This window comes from Streptomyces sp. NPDC097619 (assembly GCF_040302735.1).
Taxonomy (GTDB): domain Bacteria; phylum Actinomycetota; class Actinomycetes; order Streptomycetales; family Streptomycetaceae; genus Streptomyces.
On record NZ_JBEOSD010000003.1, the window covers coordinates 85,709 to 110,891 of the forward strand.

At 70.8% G+C, this 25,183-nt stretch carries 18 protein-coding genes and 1 pseudogene; 11 read left to right on the top strand and 8 right to left on the bottom strand.

Features of this window, described 5'->3' with window-relative positions:
• Nucleotides 1-42: 42 nt before the first annotated feature.
• The gene (locus ABTZ17_RS01635) at nucleotides 43-1,371 is read left to right on the top strand and encodes a phosphatase PAP2 family protein (RefSeq protein ID WP_352193535.1); all 1,329 of its coding nucleotides are present in this window, start codon (nucleotides 43-45) and stop codon (nucleotides 1,369-1,371) included.
• Here ABTZ17_RS01635 and dnaB read toward each other — a convergent pair.
• Nucleotides 1,338-2,813: a replicative DNA helicase gene (gene dnaB, locus ABTZ17_RS01640; RefSeq protein WP_352193500.1), complete on the bottom strand. Its 1,476-nt coding sequence runs from the start codon at nucleotides 2,811-2,813 to the stop codon at nucleotides 1,338-1,340. The genes ABTZ17_RS01635 and dnaB overlap by 34 nt on opposite strands.
• A 424-nt stretch (nucleotides 2,814-3,237) precedes the next feature.
• On the opposite strand from dnaB, the gene ABTZ17_RS01645 reads away from it, so the two are divergent.
• Nucleotides 3,238-4,578 carry an MATE family efflux transporter gene (locus ABTZ17_RS01645; RefSeq protein WP_352193501.1) on the top strand — a complete coding sequence of 447 codons (1,341 nt, stop codon included), beginning with the start codon at nucleotides 3,238-3,240 and terminating at the stop codon, nucleotides 4,576-4,578.
• Between the two features lie 124 nt (nucleotides 4,579-4,702).
• Here the strand turns inward: ABTZ17_RS01645 and rplI are convergent, their stop codons facing one another.
• From rplI to rpsF, 4 genes are all read right to left on the bottom strand, one after another.
• Nucleotides 4,703-5,149 carry a 50S ribosomal protein L9 gene (gene rplI / locus ABTZ17_RS01650; protein WP_352193502.1) on the bottom strand — a complete coding sequence of 149 codons (447 nt, stop codon included), beginning with the start codon at nucleotides 5,147-5,149 and terminating at the stop codon, nucleotides 4,703-4,705.
• 17 nt (nucleotides 5,150-5,166) lie between these two features.
• On the bottom strand, nucleotides 5,167-5,403 hold the full coding sequence (gene rpsR / locus ABTZ17_RS01655; RefSeq protein WP_005315025.1) for a 30S ribosomal protein S18: 237 nt from the start codon (nucleotides 5,401-5,403) through the stop codon (nucleotides 5,167-5,169).
• Between the two features lie 43 nt (nucleotides 5,404-5,446).
• Nucleotides 5,447-6,055: a single-stranded DNA-binding protein gene (locus ABTZ17_RS01660; RefSeq protein ID WP_352193503.1), complete on the bottom strand. Its 609-nt coding sequence runs from the start codon at nucleotides 6,053-6,055 to the stop codon at nucleotides 5,447-5,449.
• Nucleotides 6,056-6,129: 74 nt separating this feature from the next.
• On the bottom strand, nucleotides 6,130-6,420 hold the full coding sequence (gene rpsF, locus ABTZ17_RS01665; RefSeq protein ID WP_004950685.1) for a 30S ribosomal protein S6: 291 nt from the start codon (nucleotides 6,418-6,420) through the stop codon (nucleotides 6,130-6,132).
• A 260-nt stretch (nucleotides 6,421-6,680) separates the two neighbouring features.
• Here rpsF and ABTZ17_RS01670 point away from each other — a divergent pair, with 260 nt between their 5' ends.
• From ABTZ17_RS01670 to ABTZ17_RS01680, 3 genes are all read left to right on the top strand, one after another.
• Entirely contained in the window at nucleotides 6,681-6,995 is a 315-nt protein-coding gene (locus ABTZ17_RS01670; protein ID WP_352193504.1) for a hypothetical protein, read from the top strand.
• 142 nt (nucleotides 6,996-7,137) lie between these two features.
• The gene (locus ABTZ17_RS01675) at nucleotides 7,138-8,256 is read left to right on the top strand and encodes a lipid II:glycine glycyltransferase FemX (RefSeq protein WP_352193505.1); all 1,119 of its coding nucleotides are present in this window, start codon (nucleotides 7,138-7,140) and stop codon (nucleotides 8,254-8,256) included.
• Nucleotides 8,257-8,323: 67 nt separating this feature from the next.
• Nucleotides 8,324-9,355, top strand: a complete 1,032-nt coding sequence (locus tag ABTZ17_RS01680) for an alanine racemase (RefSeq protein WP_352193506.1) — start codon at nucleotides 8,324-8,326, stop codon at nucleotides 9,353-9,355.
• 37 nt (nucleotides 9,356-9,392) lie between these two features.
• Here the strand turns inward: ABTZ17_RS01680 and ABTZ17_RS01685 are convergent, their stop codons facing one another.
• Together ABTZ17_RS01685 and ABTZ17_RS01690 are read right to left on the bottom strand one after the other, a co-directional pair.
• On the bottom strand, nucleotides 9,393-10,853 hold the full coding sequence (locus ABTZ17_RS01685; protein WP_352193507.1) for a glycosyltransferase family 87 protein: 1,461 nt from the start codon (nucleotides 10,851-10,853) through the stop codon (nucleotides 9,393-9,395).
• A gap of 113 nt (nucleotides 10,854-10,966) precedes the next feature.
• On the bottom strand, nucleotides 10,967-13,630 hold the full coding sequence (locus ABTZ17_RS01690) for a transglycosylase domain-containing protein (RefSeq protein WP_352193508.1): 2,664 nt from the start codon (nucleotides 13,628-13,630) through the stop codon (nucleotides 10,967-10,969).
• A gap of 273 nt (nucleotides 13,631-13,903) precedes the next feature.
• On the opposite strand from ABTZ17_RS01690, the pseudogene ABTZ17_RS01695 reads away from it, so the two are divergent.
• The 3 genes and pseudogenes from ABTZ17_RS01695 to ABTZ17_RS01705 form a co-directional block, all read left to right on the top strand.
• Nucleotides 13,904-14,503, top strand: a pseudogene (locus ABTZ17_RS01695) (PadR family transcriptional regulator); the annotation flags it as partial.
• A gap of 61 nt (nucleotides 14,504-14,564) precedes the next feature.
• Nucleotides 14,565-15,647 (top strand): inositol-3-phosphate synthase, encoded by a 1,083-nt coding sequence (locus ABTZ17_RS01700; protein WP_352193510.1) that lies wholly within the window; start codon nucleotides 14,565-14,567, stop codon nucleotides 15,645-15,647.
• Between the two features lie 101 nt (nucleotides 15,648-15,748).
• Nucleotides 15,749-17,035, top strand: coding sequence for an MFS transporter (locus tag ABTZ17_RS01705; RefSeq protein ID WP_352193511.1), 1,287 nt, complete (start codon nucleotides 15,749-15,751; stop codon nucleotides 17,033-17,035).
• 122 nt (nucleotides 17,036-17,157) lie between these two features.
• Here the strand turns inward: ABTZ17_RS01705 and ABTZ17_RS01710 are convergent, their stop codons facing one another.
• Nucleotides 17,158-18,603, bottom strand: coding sequence for a CCA tRNA nucleotidyltransferase (locus ABTZ17_RS01710; protein WP_352193512.1), 1,446 nt, complete (start codon nucleotides 18,601-18,603; stop codon nucleotides 17,158-17,160).
• Nucleotides 18,604-18,787: 184 nt separating this feature from the next.
• Here ABTZ17_RS01710 and ABTZ17_RS01715 point away from each other — a divergent pair, with 184 nt between their 5' ends.
• The 3 genes from ABTZ17_RS01715 to ABTZ17_RS01725 all read left to right on the top strand — a co-directional run bounded on the left by ABTZ17_RS01715 (nucleotide 18,788) and on the right by ABTZ17_RS01725 (nucleotide 25,164).
• Entirely contained in the window at nucleotides 18,788-21,061 is a 2,274-nt protein-coding gene (locus ABTZ17_RS01715) for a DUF6049 family protein (RefSeq protein ID WP_352193513.1), read from the top strand.
• A gap of 47 nt (nucleotides 21,062-21,108) precedes the next feature.
• A complete protein-coding gene (murJ, locus tag ABTZ17_RS01720) occupies nucleotides 21,109-23,313 on the top strand; it encodes a murein biosynthesis integral membrane protein MurJ (RefSeq protein WP_352193514.1) in 2,205 nt (734 codons plus the stop codon).
• A gap of 117 nt (nucleotides 23,314-23,430) precedes the next feature.
• A complete protein-coding gene (locus ABTZ17_RS01725) occupies nucleotides 23,431-25,164 on the top strand; it encodes a protein kinase family protein (RefSeq protein WP_352193515.1) in 1,734 nt (577 codons plus the stop codon).
• Nucleotides 25,165-25,183 lie beyond the last annotated feature (19 nt).

Sequence of the window (25,183 nt, forward strand, 5' to 3'; positions counted from 1 at the left end):
GGCGGGGCGCCGGCGGCCACGTGGTGGCGTCGCCCGCAGGCCCTGCTCTGGGCCTCGGCGGGCGCCGTGGCCCTCGCCTTCCTGATCGTGCTGGAACTGACCGCGCGCCGGCACGGCCTGCGCGGGCCGCTGAGCACCCAGGCCCGGGAGTTCGTCCTCGCCCCCAAGTCCGGCGCGCTGCTGTACACCAGCCTCGCGATGACGATGACCGTGCTCACCTGGCGGCAGCGGTTCCTCGCCGCGGGCGTCGCGGTCGGCATCGACCTGGTGTTCTTCGCGGTCCGGTTCTCCCTCGACCCGGGGCCTCTCGGGCCGCGGCTGATGCCGGGCAACGGGGCCCTGTGGGTGCTCGTGGGCTGCGGGGTGCTGGCGCTGACCCGGCGCACCGGCCCGGAGCGGATCCTGCTGCTCAAGGGGGTCGGGCTGGGTCTGCTGCTGGTGGCGGCCCGCAAGACCGGGGACACCTGGCTCCTGATCACCTCGAAGACCCGCCCGATGGTGCTGGACCAGTACGTGGCCACCGCCGACCACGCGCTGGGCGATCCGTCCTGGCTGGCGGGTCGGCTGCTGCGGGCCACGGGGCCGGTGGGCAGCACGGTCCTGGACGTGGTCTACGGGCAGCTCGCGGTGGCGGCCGTGCTCGTCTCCCTCTACCAGCTGCGCCGGGTGGCCGCCGAGCGGTCCTTCCCGACCCACTACCTGGTGCGGACCTTCCTGGTGATCGGGCTCCTCGGCCCCGGCATCTACATGATCTATCCGGTGGTCGGCCCGGTGTACGCCTACGGGCCGGACGGCGGCGCCTGGGCGCTGGCGGACCTGTGGCCGAACACCCCGCCGGTACCGGGCACCCCGCTGCCCATGCCCTTCGACGGGATCACCCCGCGCAACTGCATGCCCAGCCTGCACACCGCCTGGGCCCTCGCGATCTTCATCCACACCCGGAAGGGGCCGCGGGCGCTGCGGTTCTTCGGCACGTTCTGGCTGGTCGCGACCTTGGGCGCCACCCTCGGCTTCGGCTACCACTACGGCGCCGACATCATCGCGGGCGTCGTGTTCACGCTGACCATCGAGGCGGGGCTGCGGGCCGCGGCCCGCGGCTGGGACCGGCGGGCCGGCCTGCTCGTGGCGCACGGCACCGCCGTCTTCGCGGCACTGCTGCTCGCGTACCGGTTCCTGCCGGTGGAGATGGCCGCCCGGCCCTGGCTGTTCGGACCGCTGATGCTGCTGGCCACGGGCTCCGTCATCGCGGGGTACGTGCTGGTCACCCGGGCCTGGGACCGGGAGGCGGCGGCCGGGGCCGGGCGGGTGCCCGGGCCCCGGGACGGGTCCGGGGCCGATCAGGTGTTGGCCATGTCCACGAAGCGGGAGTAGTGGCCCTGGAAGGCGACGGTGATGGTGGCGGTGGGGCCGTTTCGGTGCTTGGCCACGATCAGGTCGGCCTCGCCGGCGCGCGGTGACTCCTTCTCGTAGGCGTCCTCGCGGTGGAGCAGGATGACCATGTCGGCGTCCTGCTCGATCGATCCCGATTCACGCAGGTCGGAGACCATCGGCTTCTTGTCGGTGCGCTGTTCGGGGCCACGGTTCAGCTGGGACAGGGCGATGACCGGGACCTCCAGCTCCTTGGCGAGGAGCTTGAGGTTTCGGGACATGTCCGAGACCTCCTGCTGACGGCTCTCGGGCCGCCGGGAGCCACCGGACTGCATCAGCTGGAGGTAGTCGATGACCACGAGCTGGAGGTCGTTGCGCTGCTTGAGCCGCCGGCACTTGGCGCGGATCTCCATCATCGACAGGTTGGGGGAGTCGTCGATGTAGAGCGGGGCGTTGGAGACGTCCGGCATCCGGCGGGCCAGCCGGGTCCAGTCGTCGTCGGTCATGGTGCCGGAGCGCATGTGGTGCAGGGCCACCCGGGCCTCCGCGGACAGCAGGCGCATGGCGATCTCGTTGCGCCCCATTTCCAGGGAGAAGATCACGCTCGGCAGGTTGTTCTTGATGGAGCAGGCCCGGGCGAAGTCCAGCGCCAGGGTGGACTTGCCCATCGCGGGACGGGCCGCGATGACGATCATCTGGCCGGGGTGCAGGCCGTTGGTGAGCGAGTCCAGGTCGGTGAAGCCGGTGGGGACGCCGGACATCTGGCCGCTGCGGGAGCCGATGGCCTCGATCTCGTCGAGGGCCCCCTCCATGATGTCGCCGAGGGGCATGTAGTCCTCGGAGGTGCGCTGCTCGGTGACGGCGTAGATCTCGGCCTGGGCCTTGTTGACGATCTCGTCGACGTCGCCGTCGGCCGCGTAGCCCATCTGCGTGATCTTGGTGCCCGCGGAGACCAGGCGGCGCAGCACGGCCCGCTCGTGGACGATCTCGGCGTAGTACTCGGCGTTGGCCGCGGTGGGCACCGACTGGACCAGGGTGTGCAGGTAGGCGGCCCCGCCCACCTTGCTGATCTCGCCGCGGCGGGTGAGCTCGGCGCCGACGGTGATCGGGTCGGCGGGCTCGCCCTTCGCGTACAGGTCGAGGATGGCCTGGTAGATCACCTCGTGGGAGGGCCGGTAGAAGTCGTGGCCCTTGAGGACCTCGACCACGTCCGCGATGGCGTCCTTGGAGAGCAGCATGCCGCCGAGGACGGACTGCTCGGCGTCCAGGTCCTGCGGGGGCACCCGCTCGAAGCCGCCGCCCTCCCAGCCGCCGCCCTCGCCCTCGTCGCGGTCCTCGCTGCGGCGCCCGCCGGAGCCCTCGCTGCGCCGGGGCCGGGACACGGGCAGCCGGTCGCCCGGGCCGGACTCGGCCCAGGGGTCGTCCATGGGCTCCGAAATGCTCACCGGGCCGCCTCCTCCAGTCCGCCGTGCGGACCTCGCCGTGTCACTCTTTCTACGACACGGCTCCGACACTTGGGGGCCCCGCCGCCGTCATCGGCGCGTCGGGTCGCCGGTCCACGGTAGGGCCGCGGGCACCTTCAGCCAATCTGGTTATCCACAGGCTGTGTGGATGACGGGCCCAATGCTGTGGGTAACTCCCCGGGATCTGTGTACGGACCGGGGGACGGCACTGTGGACAAAATCTCAACACCCCCTACCCCACCCCACCTGACCTGCAATTTCTCCATCCACGCGCTGTGGGTGAGAAAAAGTTCTGCACAGGGACCACACTGCCTGCGAACGGCGCCCGAACGAGCTGCCGAGCGCGCTCGAAGTAATGGTCACAAGGCCCTTGTAGCCATTACCTGTGGAAGACTAGATTGAGCACATGACACAGGCCCCCGCGAGACCGAAGAAGGCCACCGGCCGGCAGCACGACCGCGAGATCCTCGCCCTCGCCGTCCCCGCCTTCGCGGCGCTCGTCGCCGAGCCGCTCTTCGTGATGGCCGACAGCGCCATCGTGGGGCACCTCGGCACCTCCCAGCTCGCGGGACTCGGCGTGGCCGCGGCCCTCCTCGCCACCGCCGTCAGCGGCTTCGTGTTCCTCGCCTACGCCACCACCGCGGCCGTGGCCCGACGCGTGGGCGCGGGCGACCTGCCCGCCGCCATCCGCCAGGGCATGGACGGCATCTGGCTGGCCCTGCTCCTGGGCATCGCCGTCATCGCGGTGACCCTGCCCACGGCCCCCGCCTTGGTCGGCCTCTTCGGCGCCTCCGACACCGCCGCCCCGTACGCCGTCACCTACCTCAAGATCTCGGCCCTGGGCATCCCCGCCATGCTGATGGTCCTCGCGGCCACCGGCGTGCTCCGCGGCCTCCAGGACACCCGCACGCCGCTCTACGTGGCCGTCGGCGGCTTCGTCGCCAACGGCGTGCTGAACGTCGCCCTGGTCTACGGGGCCGGTCTCGGCATCGCCGGATCGGCCTGGGGCACGGTCATCGCCCAGTTCGGCATGGCCCTCGCCTACCTGATCGTCGTGGTCCGCGGGGCCCGGCGGCACGGGGCATCGCTCCGCCCCGACGCGGCCGGGATCCGGGCCTGCGCCCAGGCCGGGGCCCCGCTCCTGGTCCGGACCCTGTCCCTACGGGCCATCCTCATGATCGCGACGGCCGTCGCGGCCCGCCTCGGGGACGCCGATGTCGCCGCCCACCAGATCCTGCTCTCGCTGTGGAGCCTGCTCGCCTTCGCCCTGGACGCCATCGCCATCGCCGGGCAGGCCATCATCGGCCGCTACCTGGGCGCGGAGGACACCGAGGGGGCCCGGGCGGTCTGCCGCCGCATGGTGCAGTGGGGCATCGGCTCCGGGCTGGTCCTCGGACTGCTGGTGGTCCTGGCTCGCCCGCTCTTCATCCCCCTGTTCACGGACGACCCCGCCGTCGAGGCCGCCCTGCTGCCCTCCCTGCTCGTGGTCGCCCTCGCCCAGCCGATCTGCGGGATCGTCTTCGTGCTCGACGGGGTCCTGATGGGTGCCGGGGACGGTCCCTACCTGGCCTGGGCCATGCTGGCCACCCTCGCCGTCTTCGCCCCGGTCGCCCTGCTGGTGCCCAGCCTCGGCGGCGGCCTCACGGCCCTGTGGTGGGCCATGACCCTGATGATGGCGGTCCGGATGGCCACCCTCCAGCTGCGCGCCCGGTCGGGCCGCTGGCTGATCACGGGGGCCACCCGCTGAGTCTCCGTTTCACGTGAAACAGCCGGACTGTTTCACGTGAAACGCCAGGTCCGTTTCACGTGAAACGGCCCGGCACATGACGAAGGGCCGCACCCCGGAGGGTGCGGCCCTTCATGCGCAGCACTTAGGCGGCGACGACCTCGACGGCCACGTTCGCGGCGACCTCGGCGTGCAGACGCACGGAGACCTGGTACGAACCGAGGGTCTTGATCGGAGCAGCCAGCTCGACGCGGCGCTTGTCGACCTTCGGACCACCGGAAGCCTCGATCGCCGAAGCGATGTCGGCCGGGGTCACGGAGCCGAAGAGGCGGCCGGCGTCACCCGAGCGGGTGGCCAGACGGACCTTCGTGCTCTCGAGCTTGGCCTTGAACTCGTTGGCCTGCTCGATGGTCGCGATCTCGTGGATCTTGCGGGCGCGGCGGATCTGCGCCACGTCCTTCTCGCCACCCTTGGTCCAGCGGATCGCGAAACCACGCGGGACCAGGTAGTTGCGAGCGTAGCCGTCCTTGACGTCGACGACGTCGCCGGCGCCACCGAGGCCGGACACCTCGTGGGTCAGGATGATCTTCATTAGTCGGTCACCCTTCCTTAGCGCGCGGTGGACGTGTAGGGCAGCAGCGCCATCTCACGGCTGTTCTTGACGGCCGTGGCGACGTCACGCTGGTGCTGCGTGCAGTTGCCGGTCACGCGACGGGCACGGATCTTGCCGCGGTCGGAAATGAACTTCCGCAGCATGTTCGTGTCCTTGTAGTCCACGTACGCGGTCTTGTCCTTGCAGAACGCGCAGACCTTCTTCTTAGGCTTGCGCACAGGCGGCTTCGCCATGGTGTTTCTCCTGTGTGATCAAGAAGTGGGGGAACGGGCTGCCCTAGAAGGGCGGCTCGTCCGAGTAGCCGCCGCCGGAGCCGCCGGAGCTTCCGCCCCAGCCGCCACCGCCGCCACCCTGCTGCTGGCCACCGGCCGGCGCGCTGGAGGCCCAGGGGTCGTCGGAGGGAGCTCCGCCGCCCTGCTGCTGGCCGCCGCCGCTGGGGGCTCCGCCCCAGCCGCCGCCACCGGCGCCGCCGCCCTGCTGGCCGCCGCCACCGCCGCCGTAGCCACCCTGGCCGCCGCGACCGGTGGTCTTGGTGACCTTGGCCGTGGCGTTGCGGAGGCTGGGGCCGACTTCCTCGACGTCCAGCTCGAAGACCGTGCGCTTGACTCCGTCACGGTCGTCGTACGAGCGCTGGCGGAGCCGGCCCTGGACGACGACGCGCATACCGCGCTGGAGCGACTCGGCGACGTTCTCCGCCGCCTGGCGCCAGACCGAGCAGGTCAGGAACAGGCTCTCGCCGTCCTTCCACTCATTGGTCTGACGGTCGAAGGTGCGCGGGGTGGACGCGACGCGGAACTTCGCGACGGCCGCCCCGGAGGGGGTGAAGCGCAGCTCGGGGTCGTCGACGAGATTGCCGACGACCGTGATGACGGTCTCGCCTGCCATGGATGAACCTCTCGGCGGGGATTGCTGGCTGCTGGTGCTTGGCTACTCGAACCCGGAGACTTCTGAGCGGAAGCTCAGTGGGTCTCGGGGCGGAGGACCTTGGTCCGGAGGACCGACTCGTTCAGGTTCATCTGGCGGTCGAGCTCCTTGACGACCGCAGGCTCGGCCTGCAGGTCGATGACCGAGTAGATGCCCTCGGGCTTCTTCTTGATCTCGTAAGCGAGCCGACGACGGCCCCAGGTGTCGACCTTCTCCACCTTTCCGTTGCCCTCACGGACGACGGAGAGGAAGTTCTCGATCAGGGGGGAGACAGCGCGCTCCTCCAGATCGGGGTCGAGGATGACCATCACCTCGTAGTGACGCATGTGGAACCCACCTCCTTTGGACTCAGCGGCCACGGTCGTTCCGTGGCAGGAGGGTCGTGATGCGTGCCGCGCCGTGGCTGAGAGCAGACACAGCGCAGACCGTACAGAGTACCTGCTCCCGTCCTTCCGGTTGAAATCCGGCGGCCAGGGGCCACAATCTGTAGGCATCGGGTGTGTGCGGTGCTATGCCCGGCAGAGCCGGTCCCGACCGGTTCCGGACAGGCCCCGCGGCACGACTCTCCTCCGTCGGGAGGTGCCTCATGGCACAGGCAATGCGTCCGCAGTCCCCCATCTCCCTGCTGTCCACCGACGGCAAGCCGCATCCCCTCCAGGACACGCTGCTCGCCGTGACCCTGGTCCTCGGCGCCGTGGCGTTCGTCACGGGATTCTTCGACCACCTGCACCTGCTGAGCTCCTGGACCGGCCTCGTCGGGATCCTGACCGGGGCCTACGGCCAGTTCATCTCGGAGACGACACGCGAGCGCTTCGGGCTGATCATCGGGCTCGGTGCCTCGGCCGTCGGCTTCTTCCTGGGCATGGCCCACGGCGGCCTCTTCGGCGGCGTCCTGGGCTGACCGCGGGCTGCGGGGGCATCTCCCCGGCACGGTGCAGGACGGGCCGCGGACGGTTCCGCGGCCCGTCCCCCAGATGGGTGCCGCCCTTGTCCCAGTAGGCTTCGCGCCATACCCAGCGAAGCCGCCGGAGGAGACACCCCGCATGAGCCTGTCCCTGAGGACCATCAGCCGAGAGCAGCATCTGGCCTACATCCAGAGCCTGCCCTCGGCGAGCCACTGCCAGGTCCCGGCGTGGGCCGACGTCAAGAACGAGTGGCGCCACGAGAGCCTCGGCTGGTTCGACGGCTCCGGTGAACTCGTCGGCGCCGCGCTGGTGTTGTACCGCCAGCTGCCCAAGGTGAAGCGGTACCTGGCGTACCTCCCCGAAGGCCCCGTCATCAACTGGTACGCGCCCAATCTGGAGGAGTGGCTCCAGCCGATGCTGGCCCACCTGAAGCACCAGGGCGCCTTCACCGTGAAGATGGGTCCGCCGGTCGTCATCCGCCGCTGGAACGCCACCGCCATCAAGGCCGGCATCCAGGACCCCGAGGTGAAGCGACTGCGCGACGTGGAGGCCTCCTTCATCGAGCCGCGGGCCTTCGAGGTCTCCGACAAGCTGCGTCGGATGGGCTGGCAGCAGGGCGAGGACGGCGGCGCCGGCTTCGGTGACGTGCAGCCCCGCTACGTCTTCCAGGTCCCGCTGGCCAACCGCTCCCTGGACGACGTCCTCAAGGGCTTCAACCAGCTGTGGCGCCGGAACATCAAGAAGGCCGAGAAGGCCGGCGTCGAGGTGGTCCAAGGCGGTTACGAGGACCTGCCCACCTGGCAGCACCTGTACGAGATCACGGCCGAGCGCGACAAGTTCCGCCCGCGCCCGCTCAGCTACTTCCAGCGCCAGTGGACGGCCCTCAACTCCGAGGACCCGAACCGGATGCGCCTGTACATCGCCAAGCACGAGGGCGAGGCCCTCGCCGCCGCCACGATGCTGACGGTCGGCCAGCACGTCTGGTACTCCTACGGCGCCTCCGCCAACCACAAGCGCGAGGTCCGCCCCTCGAACGCGATGCAGTGGCGGATGCTCCGCGACTCCTACGCGCTCGGCGCCGGCGTCTACGACCTGCGCGGCATCAGTGACACCCTGGACGAGAACGACCACCTGTTCGGTCTGATCCAGTTCAAGGTCGGCACCGGCGGCGAGGCCGTCGAGTACGTCGGCGAGTGGGACTTCCCGCTCAACAAGCTGCTGCACAAGGCGCTCGACATCTACATGTCGCGTCGCTGAGTCCCGCGGCTGCCCGCCCGCACCACCCCTTCCGCAACCGTTCCCCGAGAGAGGCTCCGTACCGGTCATGGCGCTCACGCTCTACGTCGACACCGCGCGCTGGCGTGCGCACCAGAAGCACGTTCTGGACCAGTTCCCTGGGATGATCCCGGTCTGCAAGGGCAACGGCTACGGGTTCGGCCACGAGCGCCTCGCCGAGGAGGCCACCCGGCTGGGCGCCGACGTGCTGGCGGTCGGCACCACCTACGAGGCCGCGCGGATCAAGGACATGTTCAGCGGTGACCTGCTGGTCCTCACCCCGTTCCGGCGGGGCGAGGAGCCGGTGCCGCTGCCGGACCGAGTGATCCGGTCGGTGTCGTCGGTGGACGGGGTGCGCGCCCTGGTCGGCGTGCGGGTGGTCATCGAGTGCATGAGCTCGATGAAGCGCCACGGCGTGTCCGAGCAGGACCTGGGCATGCTCGCCGCGGCCATCGAGGACGTCCGGCTGGAGGGCTTCGCCCTGCACCTGCCGCTGGACCGCCCGGACGGCTCGGACGCCGTGGAGGAGGTCATCGGCTGGATGGACCGGCTGCGCGCGGCCCGGCTGCCGCTGCACACCATGTTCGTCAGCCACCTGCGGGCGGAGGAGCTGGTCCGGCTCCAGCAGCAGTTCCCGCAGACCCGGTTCCGGGCCCGGATCGGCACCCGGCTGTGGCTGGGCGACCACGAGGCCACGGAGTACCGGGGCTCGGTCCTGGACGTCACCCGGGTCGCCAAGGGCGACCGCTTCGGCTACCGCCAGCAGAAGGCCGCCTCCGACGGCTGGCTGGTCGTGGTCGCCGGTGGCACCTCGCACGGGGTGGGCCTGGAGGCGCCCAAGGCGCTGCACGGGGTGATGCCCCGGGCCAAGGGCGTGGCGCGGGCGGGTCTGGCGACGGTCAACCGCAACCTGTCGCCCTTCGTGTGGGCGGGCAAGCAGCGCTGGTTCGCCGAGCCCCCGCACATGCAGGTCTCGATCCTCTTCGTGCCCGCCGACGCCACCGAGCCCACGGTGGGCGACGAGCTGGTGGCGCACCTGCGGCACACCACCACGCAGTTCGACCGGTCCGCGGACCGCTGAGCCCGTCGTGCCCGCCGCGGGTCGGCGGGCCCGGGGGTCACGGCCGGGGCGGTACGCCCCAGCCCACCCGCTGGTCCTCCGGGGGCGCCGCGATCCGCGGCGCCCTCGCCGCGTCCCCGAGCACGAACACGTCCGGGGCGCCGTCGAGGACCCCGCCGGAGGGGTCGTCGGAACCGTCCCGCCGGACCGGGTCCCGGTCCGGGTAGAGGATGTCGCGGACCACCACGGCGCACAGGTAGAGCGTGGCGAGCAGGTGGGCGGCGATGGCCAGCTGGTAGCCCTCCACCGGCAGGCCCTGGTGCTTGTCCCCGCTGGTGGTGTAGGCGAGGTACATCCAGATGCCGAGGAAGTAGACGACCTCACCGGCCTGCCAGACGAGGAAGTCCCGCCAGCGGGGCCGGGCCAGGGCGGCGAGGGGGATCAGCCAGAGCACGTACTGCGGCGAGTAGACCTTGTTGGTCAGGATGAAGACGGCCACCACGAGGAAGGCCAGCTGGGCGAGCCGGGGCCGCCGGGGGGCGGTCAGGGCCAGCAGTCCGATGCCCCCGCACAGCAGCAGCGTCAGCAGCGTGGCGTAGGTGTTGGCGTTCTCCAGAGGGTTCCCGGAGCGCTGGGAGACGATCAGCCAGAAGGACCCGAAGTCGACGGGGCGTTCCTGGCTGAAGGTGTAGAAGCGCTTCCACCCGTCCGGCGCCAGCCACATCACCGGCAGGTTGACCACCAGCCAAGCGGCCACGGCCCCGCCGAGCGCGGTGCCGTACTCCCGCCACTTGCCGGCCCGCCAGCACAGCACGAGCAGTGGGCCGAGGATCAGCACCGGGTACAGCTTGGCGGCGGTGGCCAGTCCGATGAGGATGCCGAAGGGCAGGGCCCGGCCGCGGGACCACATCAGCAGCGCGGCCGCGGTGAGGGCGACGGCGAGCAGGTCCCAGTTGATGGTGGCGTTGAGGGCGAAGGCCGGTGCCAGGGCCACCAGCAGGGCGTCCCAGGGCCGGCGGCGGTGCGTGCGGGCCACGCAGACCGCGATGACGGCGGCGCAGACCATCAGGAGCCCGGCGTTGACCATCCAGTACACCTGTTCGCGGTGCTGCATGGAGCCCCCGTGCGGGGTGAACCAGGAGGCGAACTCCATGAACAGGCCCGTCAGCACCGGGTACTCCAGGTACTGCATGTCCCCGGCGATCCGGTCGAAGTACGGGGTGAGGTCGTCGGCGAAGCCGCGGGCCGCGTACAGGTGCGGGATGTCGGAGTAGCAGGCGTGGGTGTACTGCGATCCCGCCCCGCGGAACCAGGCCCAGTCGTAGCAGGGCAGCTTCTGGACCATGCCCAGCGCGAACATGCCCAGCGCGGTCAGCACCACCACCCGGACGGGGGTCAGCCAGTGGCCGCCGGTCCGGGCCCGCTTGCCGAGCGGGCCGCCGAACAGCTCGCTGCCCGCGGCCGCGACCTCGTCCTCGCGCGTGGGCAGGACGGGGCCGTCCTCTCGCACCTTCGTCATGGGCACATCCTGCCGTACGGGAGCGGGAACGCGGCGGGGGCCGCCGCACCTGGATGCGACGGCCCCCGGGCCGTTCGGGAGGGCGGGACCGGCCCCCGGCCGGTCCCCGCGGGTCAGCCGTCGTCCCCGCCGCCCCCGGGGCCGCCGAAGAGGCCGCCGTCGGTGCTGCCGCCCCGGCCGCCGGCGCCGCCGCCGCTGGCGCCGGGCCTGCCGCTGGGGCTGGGCGAGGGGCTCGGGCTGGTCCCGCCGGTCACGCCGCCGTCGCTGACGCCACCGTTGTCGGTGCCCACGCTGGTGCCCGCGTCCGCCCCGCCGTCGCCGTTGCAGTCCCACTGCCAGGGCTTGCAGGAGGGCTTGCCGCCCTTGGACGGGGTCGGGCTGGGGCTCTTCGACGGGGTGGACGGGCTGGGCGAGGGCTCCGGGGACTCCTCGATCGAGGGGGAGGGGCTCGGGGTCGGCGCGCCGTCGGCGTCGGCGTCCACGCCGATCTCCTCGGCCTCCGGGAAGTCCTTCTCCGGGGTGCCCTTCACGGCGTCGATCATGTAGTTGACCCAGATCTCGGCCGGGATGTCACCACCGTGGATGGAGGGCACGCCGCCGGTGCCGTTCATCGAGAGGAGTTCCTTCGAGGACGGGTCCGAGCGGAACAGCGTGACGGCCGTGGAGAGCTGCGGGGTGTAGCCCACGAACCAGGCCGACTTGTTCTTGTCGGTGGTACCGGTCTTGCCCGCGGCGGGCCGCCCCAGCTTCTTGGCCTTGGTGCCGGTGCCGTTCTGCACCACGTTCTCCAGCACCTTGGTGATGTTGTCGGCGATGGAGTTGTCCATGGCCTTCTGGGCCGCGGGGGCCTCGAAGCCGGGCTGTTCCATGCCGTCCTTGAGCACCTTGGTCACGGAGAAGGGCTCGTAGTGGGTGCCGGAGGCGGCGAAGGTGGCGTAGGAGTCGGCCATGCGGATGGCCGAGGGGGTGGAGGTGCCCAGGGCGAACGAGGCGTCGTTGTTCTTGTTCATCGACTCGTCGAGGATGCCGGTGGCCTTGGCCACCGACCGCACCTTGTCGTGGCCGACGTCGAAGACCAGCTGGGCGAAGGGGGTGTTGATGGACTTCTCCATCGCCTCGTGCAGGGTGACGAAGCCGTACGCCTTCGGGTTCTCGTTCTTTTGCCGGAAGACGCGGCCGTCCGCGTACCGCAGCGGCTGACCGTCGCGGTTCTTGATGACGGTGAGGTCGTTGCCGTTGTACTTGCTGTCCGCCGAGAGGCCCTCGCCGTCGGAGTTGTCCGTGCCGTACTCCATGGCCGCGGCCAGGACGTACGGCTTCCAGGTCGAGCCGACCGGGACGCCGATGGTGTTGGCGTTGTTGGAGAAGTGGTTCTTGTCGTAGCCCGCGCCGCCGTACAGGGCCACGATGGCCCCGTTCGCCGGGTTGACGGAGGCCGCGCCGAACTGGACGTGCTTGTCCTTCTCGGGGCGCTCCTTCTCGTCCAGGAACTCCTCGCGGGTCTTGTCCACGGCCCGTGCGAGGGCGTCCACCTTGGGTTTCTCGAAGGTGGTGTAGATCTGGTAGCCGCCGCGGTCGAGCTCCTCCGGCGTGAGGTCCAGCTTCTTCATCACGTACTGCTTGGCCGTCTCGACCAGGTAACCGGTCTGTCCGGCGAGCGAGAGGGCCTGCGCGGGCGGCTGGAGCTTGGGGAAGGTCCTGTACTTGTCCCGCTCCGCCTGGTCCATCTTCCCGATCTTGACCTGACGGTCCAGGACCCAGGCCCAGCGTTCCGTCGCCCGCCGGGTGTTGTCCTTGGCATTGGCGGCCTCGCCGATGCCGCCGTCCGGGTTGTACAGGTTCGGGCCCTTGAGGAGCTGGGCGAGGAAGGCGCTCTCGGAGGGGTCGAGCTCCTGGCAGTCCTTCTTGAAGTAGGCCTGGGAGGCGGCCTGGCAGCCGTAGGCGTTGCGGCCGAAGTACGCGGTGTTCAGATAGCCCTGCATGATCTCGGGCTTTTCCTTGGTCGCGCCGACCTTTATCGAGATGAAGAGCTCGGTGACCTTGCGCTTGAGGGTCTGCTCCGAGTCCAGGTAGGTGTTCTTCACGAACTGCTGGGTGATCGTGGAACCGCCCTGGGTGTCCCCACCGGTCACCATGTTGAACATGGCGCGGCCGATGCCCATGGGGTCGACGCCCTTGTCCGTCTCGAAGGAGGCGTTCTCCGCCGCGATCACCGCGTTCTGGAGGGAGCGCGGGATCTCCTCGATCTGCACGATCTGGCGGTTGCGCTCGCCCCCGACCGCAGCCATCTGCTCCTTGTCGGCCCAGTAGAAGACGTTGTTCTGGGCGATGGCCGCGCGCTTCTCGTCCGGCGCGTTGACGAGGGCGAGGGCCAGGCCGGCGCCCACGGTCAGCACGGCGGTGAAGCCGAGGGCGGTGCCGCCCACCAGCTTCCAGCTCGGCACGAACCGCTTCCACCCGTCCTTCTCGGCACGGGGGTAGTTGATGAAGCGGCCCTCGGCGCTCCCGCCCGCCTGCGAACCGCCCTTGCGGCGGCCGCCGCGCTGCGCGGCCCGGCGGGCCTCGGCGCGGCCGCCGTAGGAGGCGTCCTCACCGTAGGACTGCTGCCCGTAGGGGTCCTGCCCGTGGAGCGGGCGGCCGTACGGGTCCGTGGGGGAGCCGGGAGGTACCTCGGGTCCGCCCGCTCCCCGGCGACCCGGGCGCTGCTGTGCGGCACGGCGGGCCGCTGCTCGTCCACCGCCCTGTGACTGCGGCGGTTTACGACGGTGCTCGCTCATCGAACGAATACTCCTCGGGCAGGCGAGTGCGCCTGAAGCGGCAGGGTGAGTTCCGGTCCCCCCGGTGTCATCCCGCACAGCCTACGCAGGCTCAAAACCCACTCAGCGCCGAAGTTCACCCCAAAACAGGCAACTTGCTTCCTACGAATTGGTGATGTGACGCCGGTCACCATGTCCGGCCTTGTCGCGGGAAGACGCGCGTTCTATCGTCTGGATGTATCGAGTCGATACATCAGCTCGGCATAAGGGACGGACAGGGGGAGGAGGCGGCCGGTGAGCAGACGCTCCGGGATCCTGGAGTTCGCCGTTCTCGGCCTTCTGCGCGAGTCCCCCATGCACGGGTACGAGCTGCGGAAGCGGCTCAACACCTCGCTGGGAGTGTTCCGGGCGTTCAGCTACGGGACCCTGTACCCCTGCCTCAAGACTCTCGTGGCCAGCGGATGGTTGATCGAGGAGCCGGGAAGCGCTCCGGAGGAGGCGCTCGCCGCGTCACTCTCCGGGCGGCGGGCCAAGATCGTCTACCGGTTGACGCCCGCGGGCAAGGAGCACTTCGAGGAGCTCCTGTCCCACACCGGGCCGGACACCTGGGAGGACGAGTCCTTCGCCGCCCGCTTCGCCTTCTTCGGGCAGACCGAGCGCGAGGTGCGCATGCGGGTGCTCGAAGGCCGGCGGAGCCGGCTGGAGGAGCGCCTGGAGAAGATGCGGGCCTCACTGGCCCGCACCCGGGAACGCCTCGACGACTACACGCTCGAGCTGCAGCGGCACGGCATGGAGTCCGTGGAGCGCGAGGTGCGCTGGCTGAACGAGCTCATCGAGAGCGAGCGGGCGGGACGGGACCTGAAACGGTCCGGCCCGTCCGACGACACTGCAAAGTGAGGGCCCGCGCGAGCGGATCCTCAACCGGAACACTGAAAACTGACAGGGAGCAACCGGAATGGGTTCGGTTCGCGTAGCCATCGTCGGCGTGGGCAACTGCGCCACGTCGCTGGTACAGGGTGTCGAGTACTACAAGGACGCCGACCCGGCGGCCAAGGTGCCGGGCCTGATGCACGTCCAGTTCGGCGACTACCACGTCGGTGACGTCGAGTTCGTTGCCGCCTTCGACGTCGACGCGAAGAAGGTCGGCCTCGACCTCTCGGACGCCATCGGTGCCAGCGAGAACAACACCATCAAGATCTGCGACGTCCCGCACTCGGGCGTCACGGTCCAGCGCGGTCACACGCTCGACGGTCTCGGCAAGTACTACCGCGAAACCATCGAGGAGTCCGCCGAGGCCCCGGTCGACGTGGTCCAGGTCCTCAAGGACAAGCAGGTCGACGTCCTGATCTGCTACCTGCCCGTCGGTTCCGAGCAGGCCGCGAAGTTCTACGCGCAGGCCGCCATCGACGCCAAGGTCGCCTTCGTCAACGCCCTCCCGGTCTTCATCGCCGGCACCAAGGAGTGGGCGGACAAGTTCACCGAGGCCGGTGTCCCGATCGTCGGCGACGACATCAAGTCCCAGGTGGGCGCCACCATCACGCACCGCGTGATGGCGAAGCTCTTCGAGGACCGCGGCGTCCGCCTTGAGCGCACCATGCAGCTCAACGTCGGCGGCAACATGGACTTCAAGAACATGCTGGAGCGCGACCGCCTCGAGTCGAAGAAGATCTCGAAGACCCAGGCCGTCACCTCGCAGATCCCGGACCGTGAGCTGGGCGAGAAGAACGTCCACATCGGCCCGTCGGACTACGTCGCGTGGCTCGACGACCGCAAGTGGGCGTACGTCCGCCTTGAGGGCCGCGCCTTCGGTGACGTCCCGCTGAACCTCGAGTACAAGCTCGAGGTCTGGGACTCCCCGAACTCCGCCGGTGTCATCATCGACGCCCTGCGCGCCGCGAAGATCGCCAAGGACCGGGGCATCGGTGGCCCGATCCTCTCCGCGTCCTCGTACTTCATGAAGTCGCCGCCGGTGCAGTACTTCGACGACGAGGCCCTGGAGAACGTCGAGAAGTTCATCAAGGGCGAGGTCGAGCGCTAAGACGCCGGCGGGACCGGGTCTCCCGGTCTTCGACCGTTCTTCCGCAGAGGGTCCCCGGGCAATCGCCCCGGGGGCCCTCTGCGTGTGTGACCCTTGCCCACATGCCTGTCGTACGTGATCTGCGCGTACTCCTGCGCCTGAGGGACTTCCGCCGCCTGCTCGCCGTGCGACTGCTCTCCCAGTCGGCGGACGGGGTCTACCAGGTGGCCCTCGCCACCCACGTGGTGTTCTCCCCGGAGAAGCAGACCTCCCCCGCCGCCATCGCCTCGGCCATGGCGGTACTGCTCCTGCCGTACTCCCTCGTCGGCCCGTTCGCGGGGGTACTGCTGGACCGGTGGCGCCGCCGACAGGTCTTCCTCTACGGCAACCTCGTCCGGGCCGTCCTGGCCTGCGGTACCGCCGCCCTCCTGCTGGCCTCCGTGCCCGACTGGCTGTTCTACGCCTCCGCCCTCTCGGTCACCGCCGTCAACCGCTTCGTGCTGGCCGGCCTCTCGGCCGCGCTGCCCCGGGTCGTCGACGAACGGCGGCTGGTGACGGCCAACGCCCTCTCGCCCACCGCGGGGACCCTCGCCGCCACCGCGGGCGGCGGGCTGGCCTTCCTCGTCCGCTTCCTCTCGGGCGAGTCGGACGCTCCCGTGGTCCTGCTGGGCGCGGCCCTCTACCTCGCGGGCGCCCTGGCCTCGCTCCGGCTCTCCGTTGATCTCCTCGGCCCGGACCGTCACGAGCGGCAGGACCACCCCCGGCTCGGAGAGGCCCTGGCGCTCACCGCACGGGGCATGGCCGCGGGCCTGGGGCACCTCCGGGAGCGTCGGGAGGCGGCCCGCGCGCTGACGGCCATGACGGTGATGCGGTTCTGCTACGGGGCCCTGACCGTCATGCTGCTGATGCTGTGCCGCTACGCCTGGACCGATTCGGAGTCCGAGGGACTGGCCCTGCTCGGCCTGGCGGTGGGGGTGTCCGGGGCCGGGTTCTTCGCCGCCGCCCTGGTGACCCCCGCGGCCGTGCGGCGCTGGGGCACCCTGCGCTGGATGGCCATGGGGGCCGCCGCGGCGGCGGTGCTCGTACCGGCCCTGGGCGCGCCCTTCGCCCCGGGGCCGATGCTGGTGGCGGCCTTCCTGCTGGGTCTGGTCACCCAGGGGGCGAAGATCGCCACGGACACCGAGGTGCAGTTCCGGGTGGACGACGCCTTCCGGGGCCGGGTCTTCTCGGTCTACGACGTGCTCTTCAACGTGGCCTTCGTGGCCGCGGCCGCCGTCTCCGCCTGGCTGCTCCCGGCGGACGGCCGGTCGGTGCCCCTGCTGCTGGGGGTGGCCCTGCTCTACGGAGCGGTGGCGGTGGTGCTCCGACGTACGGGAGGGGCGGTGTTTCACGTGAAACACCGCCCCTGAACGCTCCCCGGACCGGGGCACCCGCCGTGGGCGCCCCGGCCGGATGTTTCACGTGAAACACGCGCCCGCTGCCGGCCGGGCCCGGCGGGACCAGCCCTGTTCGGGGCCGGGCCCCGGCGAGGTCAGCCCTGCTCGGCCGCCCACCACTCCTTGAGGGCCTCGGCAGCGGCCTCGTGCCCCATGGGGCCGTTCTCCAGGCGCAGCTCCAGCAGGAACTTGTACGCCTTGCCGATGACCGGGCCGGGGCTCACGTCGAGGACCTTCATGATCTCGTTGCCGTCGAGGTCGGGCCGGATCGAGTCCAGCTCCTCCTGCTCCTTGAGCTGTTCGATCCGCTCCTCCAGGCCGTCGTAGGCCCGGGAGAGTGCGTTGGCCTTGCGCTTGTTCCGGGTGGTGCAGTCCGAGCGGGTCAGCTTGTGGAGACGGTCGAGCAGCGGACCGGCGTCGCGCACGTAGCGGCGCACCGCGGAATCGGTCCACTCTCCGGTCCCGTACCCGTGGAAGCGCAGGTGCAGCTCCACCAGCCGCGAGACGTCCTTGATCATCTCGTTGGAGAACTTCAGCGCGGTCATGCGCTTCTTGGTCATCTTGGCCCCCACCACCTCGTGGTGGTGGAAGGAGACCCGGCCGTCGCTCTCGAACCGGCGGGTCCGGGGCTTGCCGATGTCGTGGAGCAGGGCGGCCCAGCGGAGGACCAGGTCCGGGCCGTCCTCCTCCAGGTCGATGGCCTGCTCCAGCACGATCAGGGAGTGGTCGTACACGTCCTTGTGCCGGTGGTGCTCGTCGCTCTCCAGGCGGAGGGCGGGCAGCTCCGGCAGGACGCGGTCCGCCAGCCCGGTGTCCACGAGCAGGGCCAGGCCCTGGCGGGGGGCGGCCGACAGGATCAGTTTGTTCAGTTCGGTCTGGACCCGCTCGGCGGACACGATCTCGATGCGATCGGCCATGTCCGTCATCGCGGTGACCACCTCGGGGGCCACGCGGAAGTCCAGCTGGGCCGCGAACCGGGCGGCGCGCAGCATCCGCAGCGGGTCGTCGGAGAAGGACTCCTCCGGGGTGCCGGGAGTGCGGAGCACCCGGGCCGCCAAGTCCTCCAGGCCGCCGTGGGGGTCCACGAACTCCTTCTGCGGCAGGGCCAGGGCCATGGCGTTGACCGTGAAGTCGCGCCGGACCAGGTCCTCCTCGATGGAGTCGCCGTAGGAGACCTCGGGCTTGCGGGAGGTCCGGTCGTAGGCCTCGGACCGGTAGGTGGTGACCTCGATCTGGAAGCCGTCCTTCTGGGCCCCCACGGTGCCGAAGGCGATGCCGACGTCCCAGACGGAGTCGGCCCAGCCGCGGACCAGCCCGAGGACGTCCTCGGGTCGGGCGTCGGTGGTGAAGTCCAGGTCGTTGCCGAGTCGGCCGAGGAGCGCGTCCCGCACGGAGCCTCCGACCAGGGCCAGGCTGAAGCCCGCCTCCTGGAACCGGCGGGCGAGGTCGTCCGCGACAGGGGCGACGCGCAGGAGCTCGCTCACTGCGCGCTGCTGCACCTGACTGAGGGTGGCGGGGGTGTCTTCGTTGGCGTTCGGCACAACAGAAGAGGGTACGTGCCCGGCCCGGCCGGGGCTTCCCCGTTGTTCCCGGGCCCCGGGCACCGGATCCCACCGGGCGTGGCCGATCATGTGGAGCAGTCCGCGGCACTCCGGCACAGCGGGCCTCGTTACCATGCGTGGACGCAGAACCGACGACCACTGACACGACGAGGGACGGGCGAGCGTGGCCGAGGCGGCAGATTTCCAGGGGGTAGCCCCCGCTCCTGCCCGCCGCTGGCTGCGGCGGGCGGTCGTCCTGCTGGCCGGGACGCCGATAATGGCCGGCCTGGTCTACGTGCAGAACGGCACCGTGGCCCAGGCCGCACCGCAGTCGGACGCGTCCACGGTCGACGTCTCGCTGAATTCGCTGACCCCCAGCGCCCCGGTGAAGGGCGACACGCTGACCATCTCCGGCACGGTGGTGAACCGGGGCGCGGAGACCGTCACGGACGCCCACGTGGCCCTGCGGGTCGGACCGCCGCTCAACGAGCGCTCCGCGATCGACGACGTGGCGGAGCGGACCGCGTTCCGCCCCGGGACCGACCCTTCGGAGATCGACTCCGACTACGCCGTGAAGCTTCCCGAGCTGGCCTCCAAGGTGGCCCAGCCCTTCACCCTCCAGGTCCCGGTGAGCAAGCTGGAGCTGGACGAGGACGGGGTCTACCAGCTGGGCGTCTCGGTGTCCGGGGAGACCGAGAGCCGCCAGTGGGACCAGGTGCTGGGCATCCAGCGGACCTTCCTGCCCTGGCAGCCTGAGGCCGCGTCGAAGCGGGCCCGGTTCAGCTACGTGTGGCCGCTGATCTCCCGGGTCCACCTGACCGCGGAGACCGGCTCCGACGAGACCCAGACCCCGATCTTCGGGAACGACCTCCTGGCGGCCGAGCTGGGCACCGGCGGGCGACTGGAGCAGATGGTCTCCCTGGGCAGCGGCCTGCCGGTGACCTGGGTGATCGACCCCGACCTGCTGGCCACCGTGGAGGCCATGGCCCGCGGCTACCAGGTGCGCACCGAGGACGGGACGACCGTGCCGGGCCGGAACCAGGACGTGGCACGGAACTGGCTGAACGCGCTCCAGACGGCCGTCAAGGGCAAGAAGGTCGTGGCCCTGCCGTTCGCCGACCCCGATCTCGCCTCGCTCGCGCACCGTGGGAAGGACGTCCCCGGGTCCCTGGGGCGGCTGCGGCCCGCGACGGAGAAGGCCCGGGAGGCGGTGGAGACCATCCTGCACGTCACTCCCTCCACCGACTTCTCCTGGCCGGTGGACGGGGCCGTGGACCCCTCGATCGTGAGCGTGGCCACCTCCGCCGGGGCGCACAACGTGCTGGCGCGCAGCGACAGCTTCCGGGAGACGGGCGGCCTGGGGTACACGCCGTCGGCCCCGCGCCCCATCGGGGCCGGGCGGACCGCGGTGGTGGCGGACGCCCGCCTGTCCACGGCCTTCCAGGGCGACATGCTCCAGGCCGGACAGGTCACCCTCGCGGTGCAGGAGTTCCTGGCGCAGAGCCTGGCGATGAACCTCCAGGACGCGGACGGCCAGCGGAGCTTCGTCGTCGCGCCGCAGCGCATGCCGAGCGTCAGCCAGGCCCAGAGCATGGCCGCGGCCATCCAGGTCCTCCAGGCGGGGCGGTGGAGCACGCCGGTGGACCTGGAGACGGCCGCGAAGGCGCAGCCCGATCCCGGGGCCACCACGATGGTGCCGGGCGCCGGCCAGTATCCGCAGGCCCTGCGCAAGCAGGAGCTCTCGCAGGAGGCCTTCCAGCAGATCCGCGGCAGCCAGGGCACGCTGGACGACTTCAAGGTGGTGCTGTCCAAGCCGGAGCGGGTGGAGGTGCCCTTCGGGAACGCCTTCGACCGGGAGATGTCCACGTCCTGGCGGGGCCGGGCCGCCGCGGGCGCGGAGTACCGCTCCCAGGTCCACGAGTACCTGGTCAAGCTCACCGAACGGGTGCAACTGATCCCGAAGACGGACGTCACCCTCTCCGGTCACAGCGCCACCATTCCGGTGACGGTGCAGAACAGCCTGGTCCAGGACGTGGACGGGCTGGTGCTCAGGCTCCGCTCCAGCAACCCCACCCGTCTGATGATCGGCGACTCCGGTGAGGCCCAGCAGGACGTGACCGTGCAGGGCGGCCACAGCCAGTCGGTGAAGTTCACGGCGAACGCCACCGCGAGCGGCCCCGTCGAGGTCATCGCGCAGCTCTACACCAAGGACGGGGTCCGCTACGGCAACGAGCGCCGCTTCACGGTGGACGCCACGGAGATCACCCCCACGGTGATGCTCGTCATCGCCGGCGGCATGCTGCTGCTGGTGCTCGCGGGCATCAAGATGTACGCCAGTCGCAAGCGCGCTGCGGGCCGTGCGGCCGCGGACGAGAGCCCGCAGCCGAGTGACCCGGCCCCGGACACCGCATCCGAAAGCGGTGACGAGCCCGGCCCGGGTGAGACAGTGGACCGTTGAGCGATGCCGTGGCCGGTCGGGCCTGGGGACGATGAGGTGGGGTTTCGATGAACGCGCCGTACGACGGTGACCGCGCGCAGGGCACGGGCGGCGCCGTGCCCGCGCAGGACGCGGTTCCGGGTGCGCCGGTGCACGGGCAGGTACCGCCGCCCGCAGCTCCGCAGCCGGACCCGTATGTCGATGCCGCCTATCACCACGACCCGTACCGGGCCCACGACCTGTCGGCCCAGGATCCGGTGACCGAGGCGCTCTACGACCGGGCCGCGCACCCGCCGCCCCCGCCGGGCACCTTCGTGGAGCCGGGCCCCCTCTACGAGCGTCCGGCCGCCGCCCCGTACTCCCCGGACCCCCGGCTGTGGGCGCAGACCCCCGCGCCGGAGCCGGACGGGCCCTCGCGGCACCTGCCGTACGGGGACAACGCCACGACCACGCAGTTCGTGGGCGTCGACTCGCTGGTGACCGGTGCCTCCGAGCAGCGCCCGGAGCCGGACGCCTTCGCCCACCTCTACCGGGACCAGCAGGCGGCCGCTCCCGCGCCCGTCCCGCCGGCCCCGCGGACCCCGCCGCCCCCGGCTCCCGACGCCCCGGTGGCCCGGCCGGCACCCGCGAAGCCCGCGGGTCGGGCCTCGAGCCTGCTGAAGTCCTCCGCCCTGATGGCGGCCGGGACGATCGTCTCCCGCATCACCGGTTTCCTGCGGACCCTGGTGATCGCCGCCGCGATCGGTGTGGGCACGCTCAACGACACCTACCAGGTCGCCAACACCCTGCCGACGATGATCTACGTGCTCGTCGGCGGCGGCGCCCTCAACGCCGTGTTCATCCCCCAGCTCGTGCGGGCGATGAAGAACGACGAGGACGGCGGGGACGCCTACGCCAACCGGCTGCTGACCCTCGTGGTCGTACTGCTGGCCGGTGTCACCACCATCTGCGTGCTGGCCGCCCCGCTGTTCATCCGGATGATGTCCACGAAGATCGCGGCGGATCCCGAGCAGATGGAGGTGGCGGTCGCCTTCGCCCGCTACTGCCTGCCGACGATGTTCTTCATGGGCGTCCACGTGGTGCTGGGTCAGATCCTCAACGCCCGGGGCCGGTTCGGCGCCATGATGTGGACCCCCGTCCTCAACAACATCGTGGTCATCGCCACCTTCGGCGCCTTCATCTGGGCCTTCGGCGGATTCACCAGCTCCGGGGTCACCCCGGAGAACGTGACCGCGGAGGGCGTCCGACTGCTCGGCATCGGCACCCTGCTGGGCCTGACGGTCCAGGCCCTGGCGATGCTCCCGTACCTGAAGGAGGCCGGTTTCCGGCCCCGGCTGCGGTTCGACTGGAAGGGCCACGGGCTCGGCAAGGCGGCCCGACTGGCGAAGTGGACCTTCTTCTTCGTCCTCGCCAACCAGATCGGCCTGGTGGTCGTCACCCAGCTCGCCACCTGGGCCGGCGCGGTGGCGGAGAAGCAGGGCCACCCGGGCACCGGCATCACCGCCTACAACTACGCGTTGCTGCTCTGGCAGATGCCGCAGGCAATCATCACCGTCTCCGTGATGACCGCCGTACTGCCGCGGATCTCCCGCTCCGCGCACGACGGTGACGCCGCGGCGGTCCGCGACGACATCTCCTACGGGCTGCGCACCTCGGCCGTGGCGATCGTGCCCTGCTCGTTCGCCTTCCTGGCGCTCGGCGTGCCCATGGCCACGCTGCTGTACGCCGGTTCGGGCTCCGGCGCCCAGAACATCGGCTACGTGCTGATGGCCTTCGGCCTGGGCCTCATCCCGTACTCCGTGCAGTACGTGGTCCTCCGCGGGTTCTACGCCTACGAGGACACCCGGACGCCCTTCTACAACACCGTCATCGTCGCCTCGGTGAACGCCCTGGGCGCCGCGATCGCCTTCCTGGTGCTGCCGGCCCGCTGGGCCGTGGTCGGCATGGCCGTGGCCTACGGGCTCGGCTACGCCGTGGGCGTGGGCGTGGCCTGGCGCCGACTGCGTACCCGGCTCGGCGGCGACCTGGACGGCTCGCACGTGATCCGTACCTATGCGCGACTGGCCGGGGCCTGCGTCCCGGCGGCCGCGCTGGGCGGTGCCGCCGCCTACGGCGTCACCCGACTGCTGGGCAGCGGGGTCACCGGTTCCCTCGCATCGCTGGTCGCGGGCGGTGTCGTCCTGATGGCCGTGTTCCTCGTGGCCGCCAAGCGGATGCGGATCGAGGAGCTGAACTCGATGGTCGGCATGGTGCGCGGACGACTCGGGCGCTGATCCGCACAACCATCGTCCGCCGCCGCGTGTCGTGCATAGCGTCGGACTGTGGGCACAATTGGCATGGCTTCGCAGACTGGCCGACAGCGTGCAACGGATGGGGAGGCAGGAACGACGGTGGCGGAACGTAGCACGGCTGCCGTCGACGTGGCCGACAACAGCGGTGACGAGCCGCTGACCGCCAAGGCGGACAAGGCCGCGGCCGACGGGGCGGCACAGACCCAGCAGGCCCGGACAGCCCAGCAGCAGACGGACGCGCCCATGAGCGAGCCGGAAGGCGAACGCAGGACTTCCCCCTCCGGCTCCGCACCGGAACTGCACAGCGGGCACAAGCTCGCCAGACGCTATCGGCTGGAGGAGTGCGTCACCCGTCTGGACGGATTCAGCAGCTGGCGCGCGATGGACGAGAAGCTGCGGCGGGCCGTCGGCGTCCACCTGCTTCCCGCCGACCACCCCCGGGCCCGGTCGGTCCTGGCCGCCGCCCGCTCCGCCGCCCTCCTCGGCGACCCCCGGTTCGTCCAGGTCCTCGACGCCGTCGAGGAGAACGACCTCGTCTACGTCGTCCACGAGTGGCTGCCCGACGCCACCGAACTGACGACCGTCCTCGCCACGGGCCCGCTGGAGGCCCACGAGGCCTACCAGTTGGTCAGCCAGGTCTCCCAGGCGATGACCGCGGCCCACCGCGAGGGCCTGGCCCACCTGCGGCTCACCCCCGGCGCCATACTGCGCACCTCCACCGGCCAGTACCGGATCCGCGGTCTGGCCGTGAACGCCGCTCTGCGCGGCATCACCAGCACCTCCCCGCAACGCACGGACACCGAGGCCATCGGCGCCCTGCTCTACGCCTCATTGACCCAGCGCTGGCCGTACGAGAACGACGCGCACGGGCTGACCGGCCTCCCGAAGGGCGTGGGGTTGATCGCCCCCGACCAGGTCCGCGCCGGCGTGCACCGCGGGCTCGGCGAGCTCGCGATGCGGGCCCTGGCGAACGACGGGGCCACCGCCTCCCGGCAGGAGCCTCCGTGCACCACGCCGGAGGAGCTCGCCAAGGCCGTGGCGGCCATGCCGCGGATCCGGCCCCCGGAGCCCGCCTTCACGGCGCCGCCGGAGTACCAGCACACCACCTACCAGCAGGGCAGCTACGGGCGCACGCAGCAGGTGCGGATCCCCGTTCCGCCGCTGGCCCCGCCGCCCCCGCCGCTCCAGAGCCGCACCGGGCGGGCCATCAAGTGGGGCGTGGCCGCCCTCCTCATCACCGCCCTCGGGCTGGGCAGCTGGCAGCTCGCCGACGCCCTGATCGAGCGCAGCAGCGGCGGATCCGACAACACCGGGACCCAGCAGACCGAAGGCGACGACGCCCCCAAGAAGAAGAGCCCGGTCACGCTGCCGGTGGAGGCGGCCCAGGAGTACTACCCGGACGGCAACCCGCAGGACGCCGGTGACGTGAGCAGCAGCCACGACGGGGACTCCGGGACCTTCTGGAAGACCAAGACGTTCATAGACGGTCCGCGTCTGGCCCCGTACAAGGAGGGCGTCGGCATCGTCTACGACCTCGGGACCGAGAAGGAGGTCTCCGCGGCCTCCCTCGCGCTGCGCTACGGCGGCGACCACACCACGGCCGCCGTGTACGCCGCGGACTCCCTCTCCCCCTCGGGCACGGTCGGCGACATGAAACAGATCGCCACCGGGACCACCTCGTCGAAGAACCTGAGCATGACGGCCAAGGCCCCGGTGAAGACCCGGTACGTTCTGCTCTGGATCACCGATGTCCCCCGTTCCGCGGGGGACGGAGAGAGCGGTTCGGGCACCGGATACAAGCAGGGCATCTCCGACGTGAGATTCTCCGGCTGACCGGACGCGCAGGAGGGGG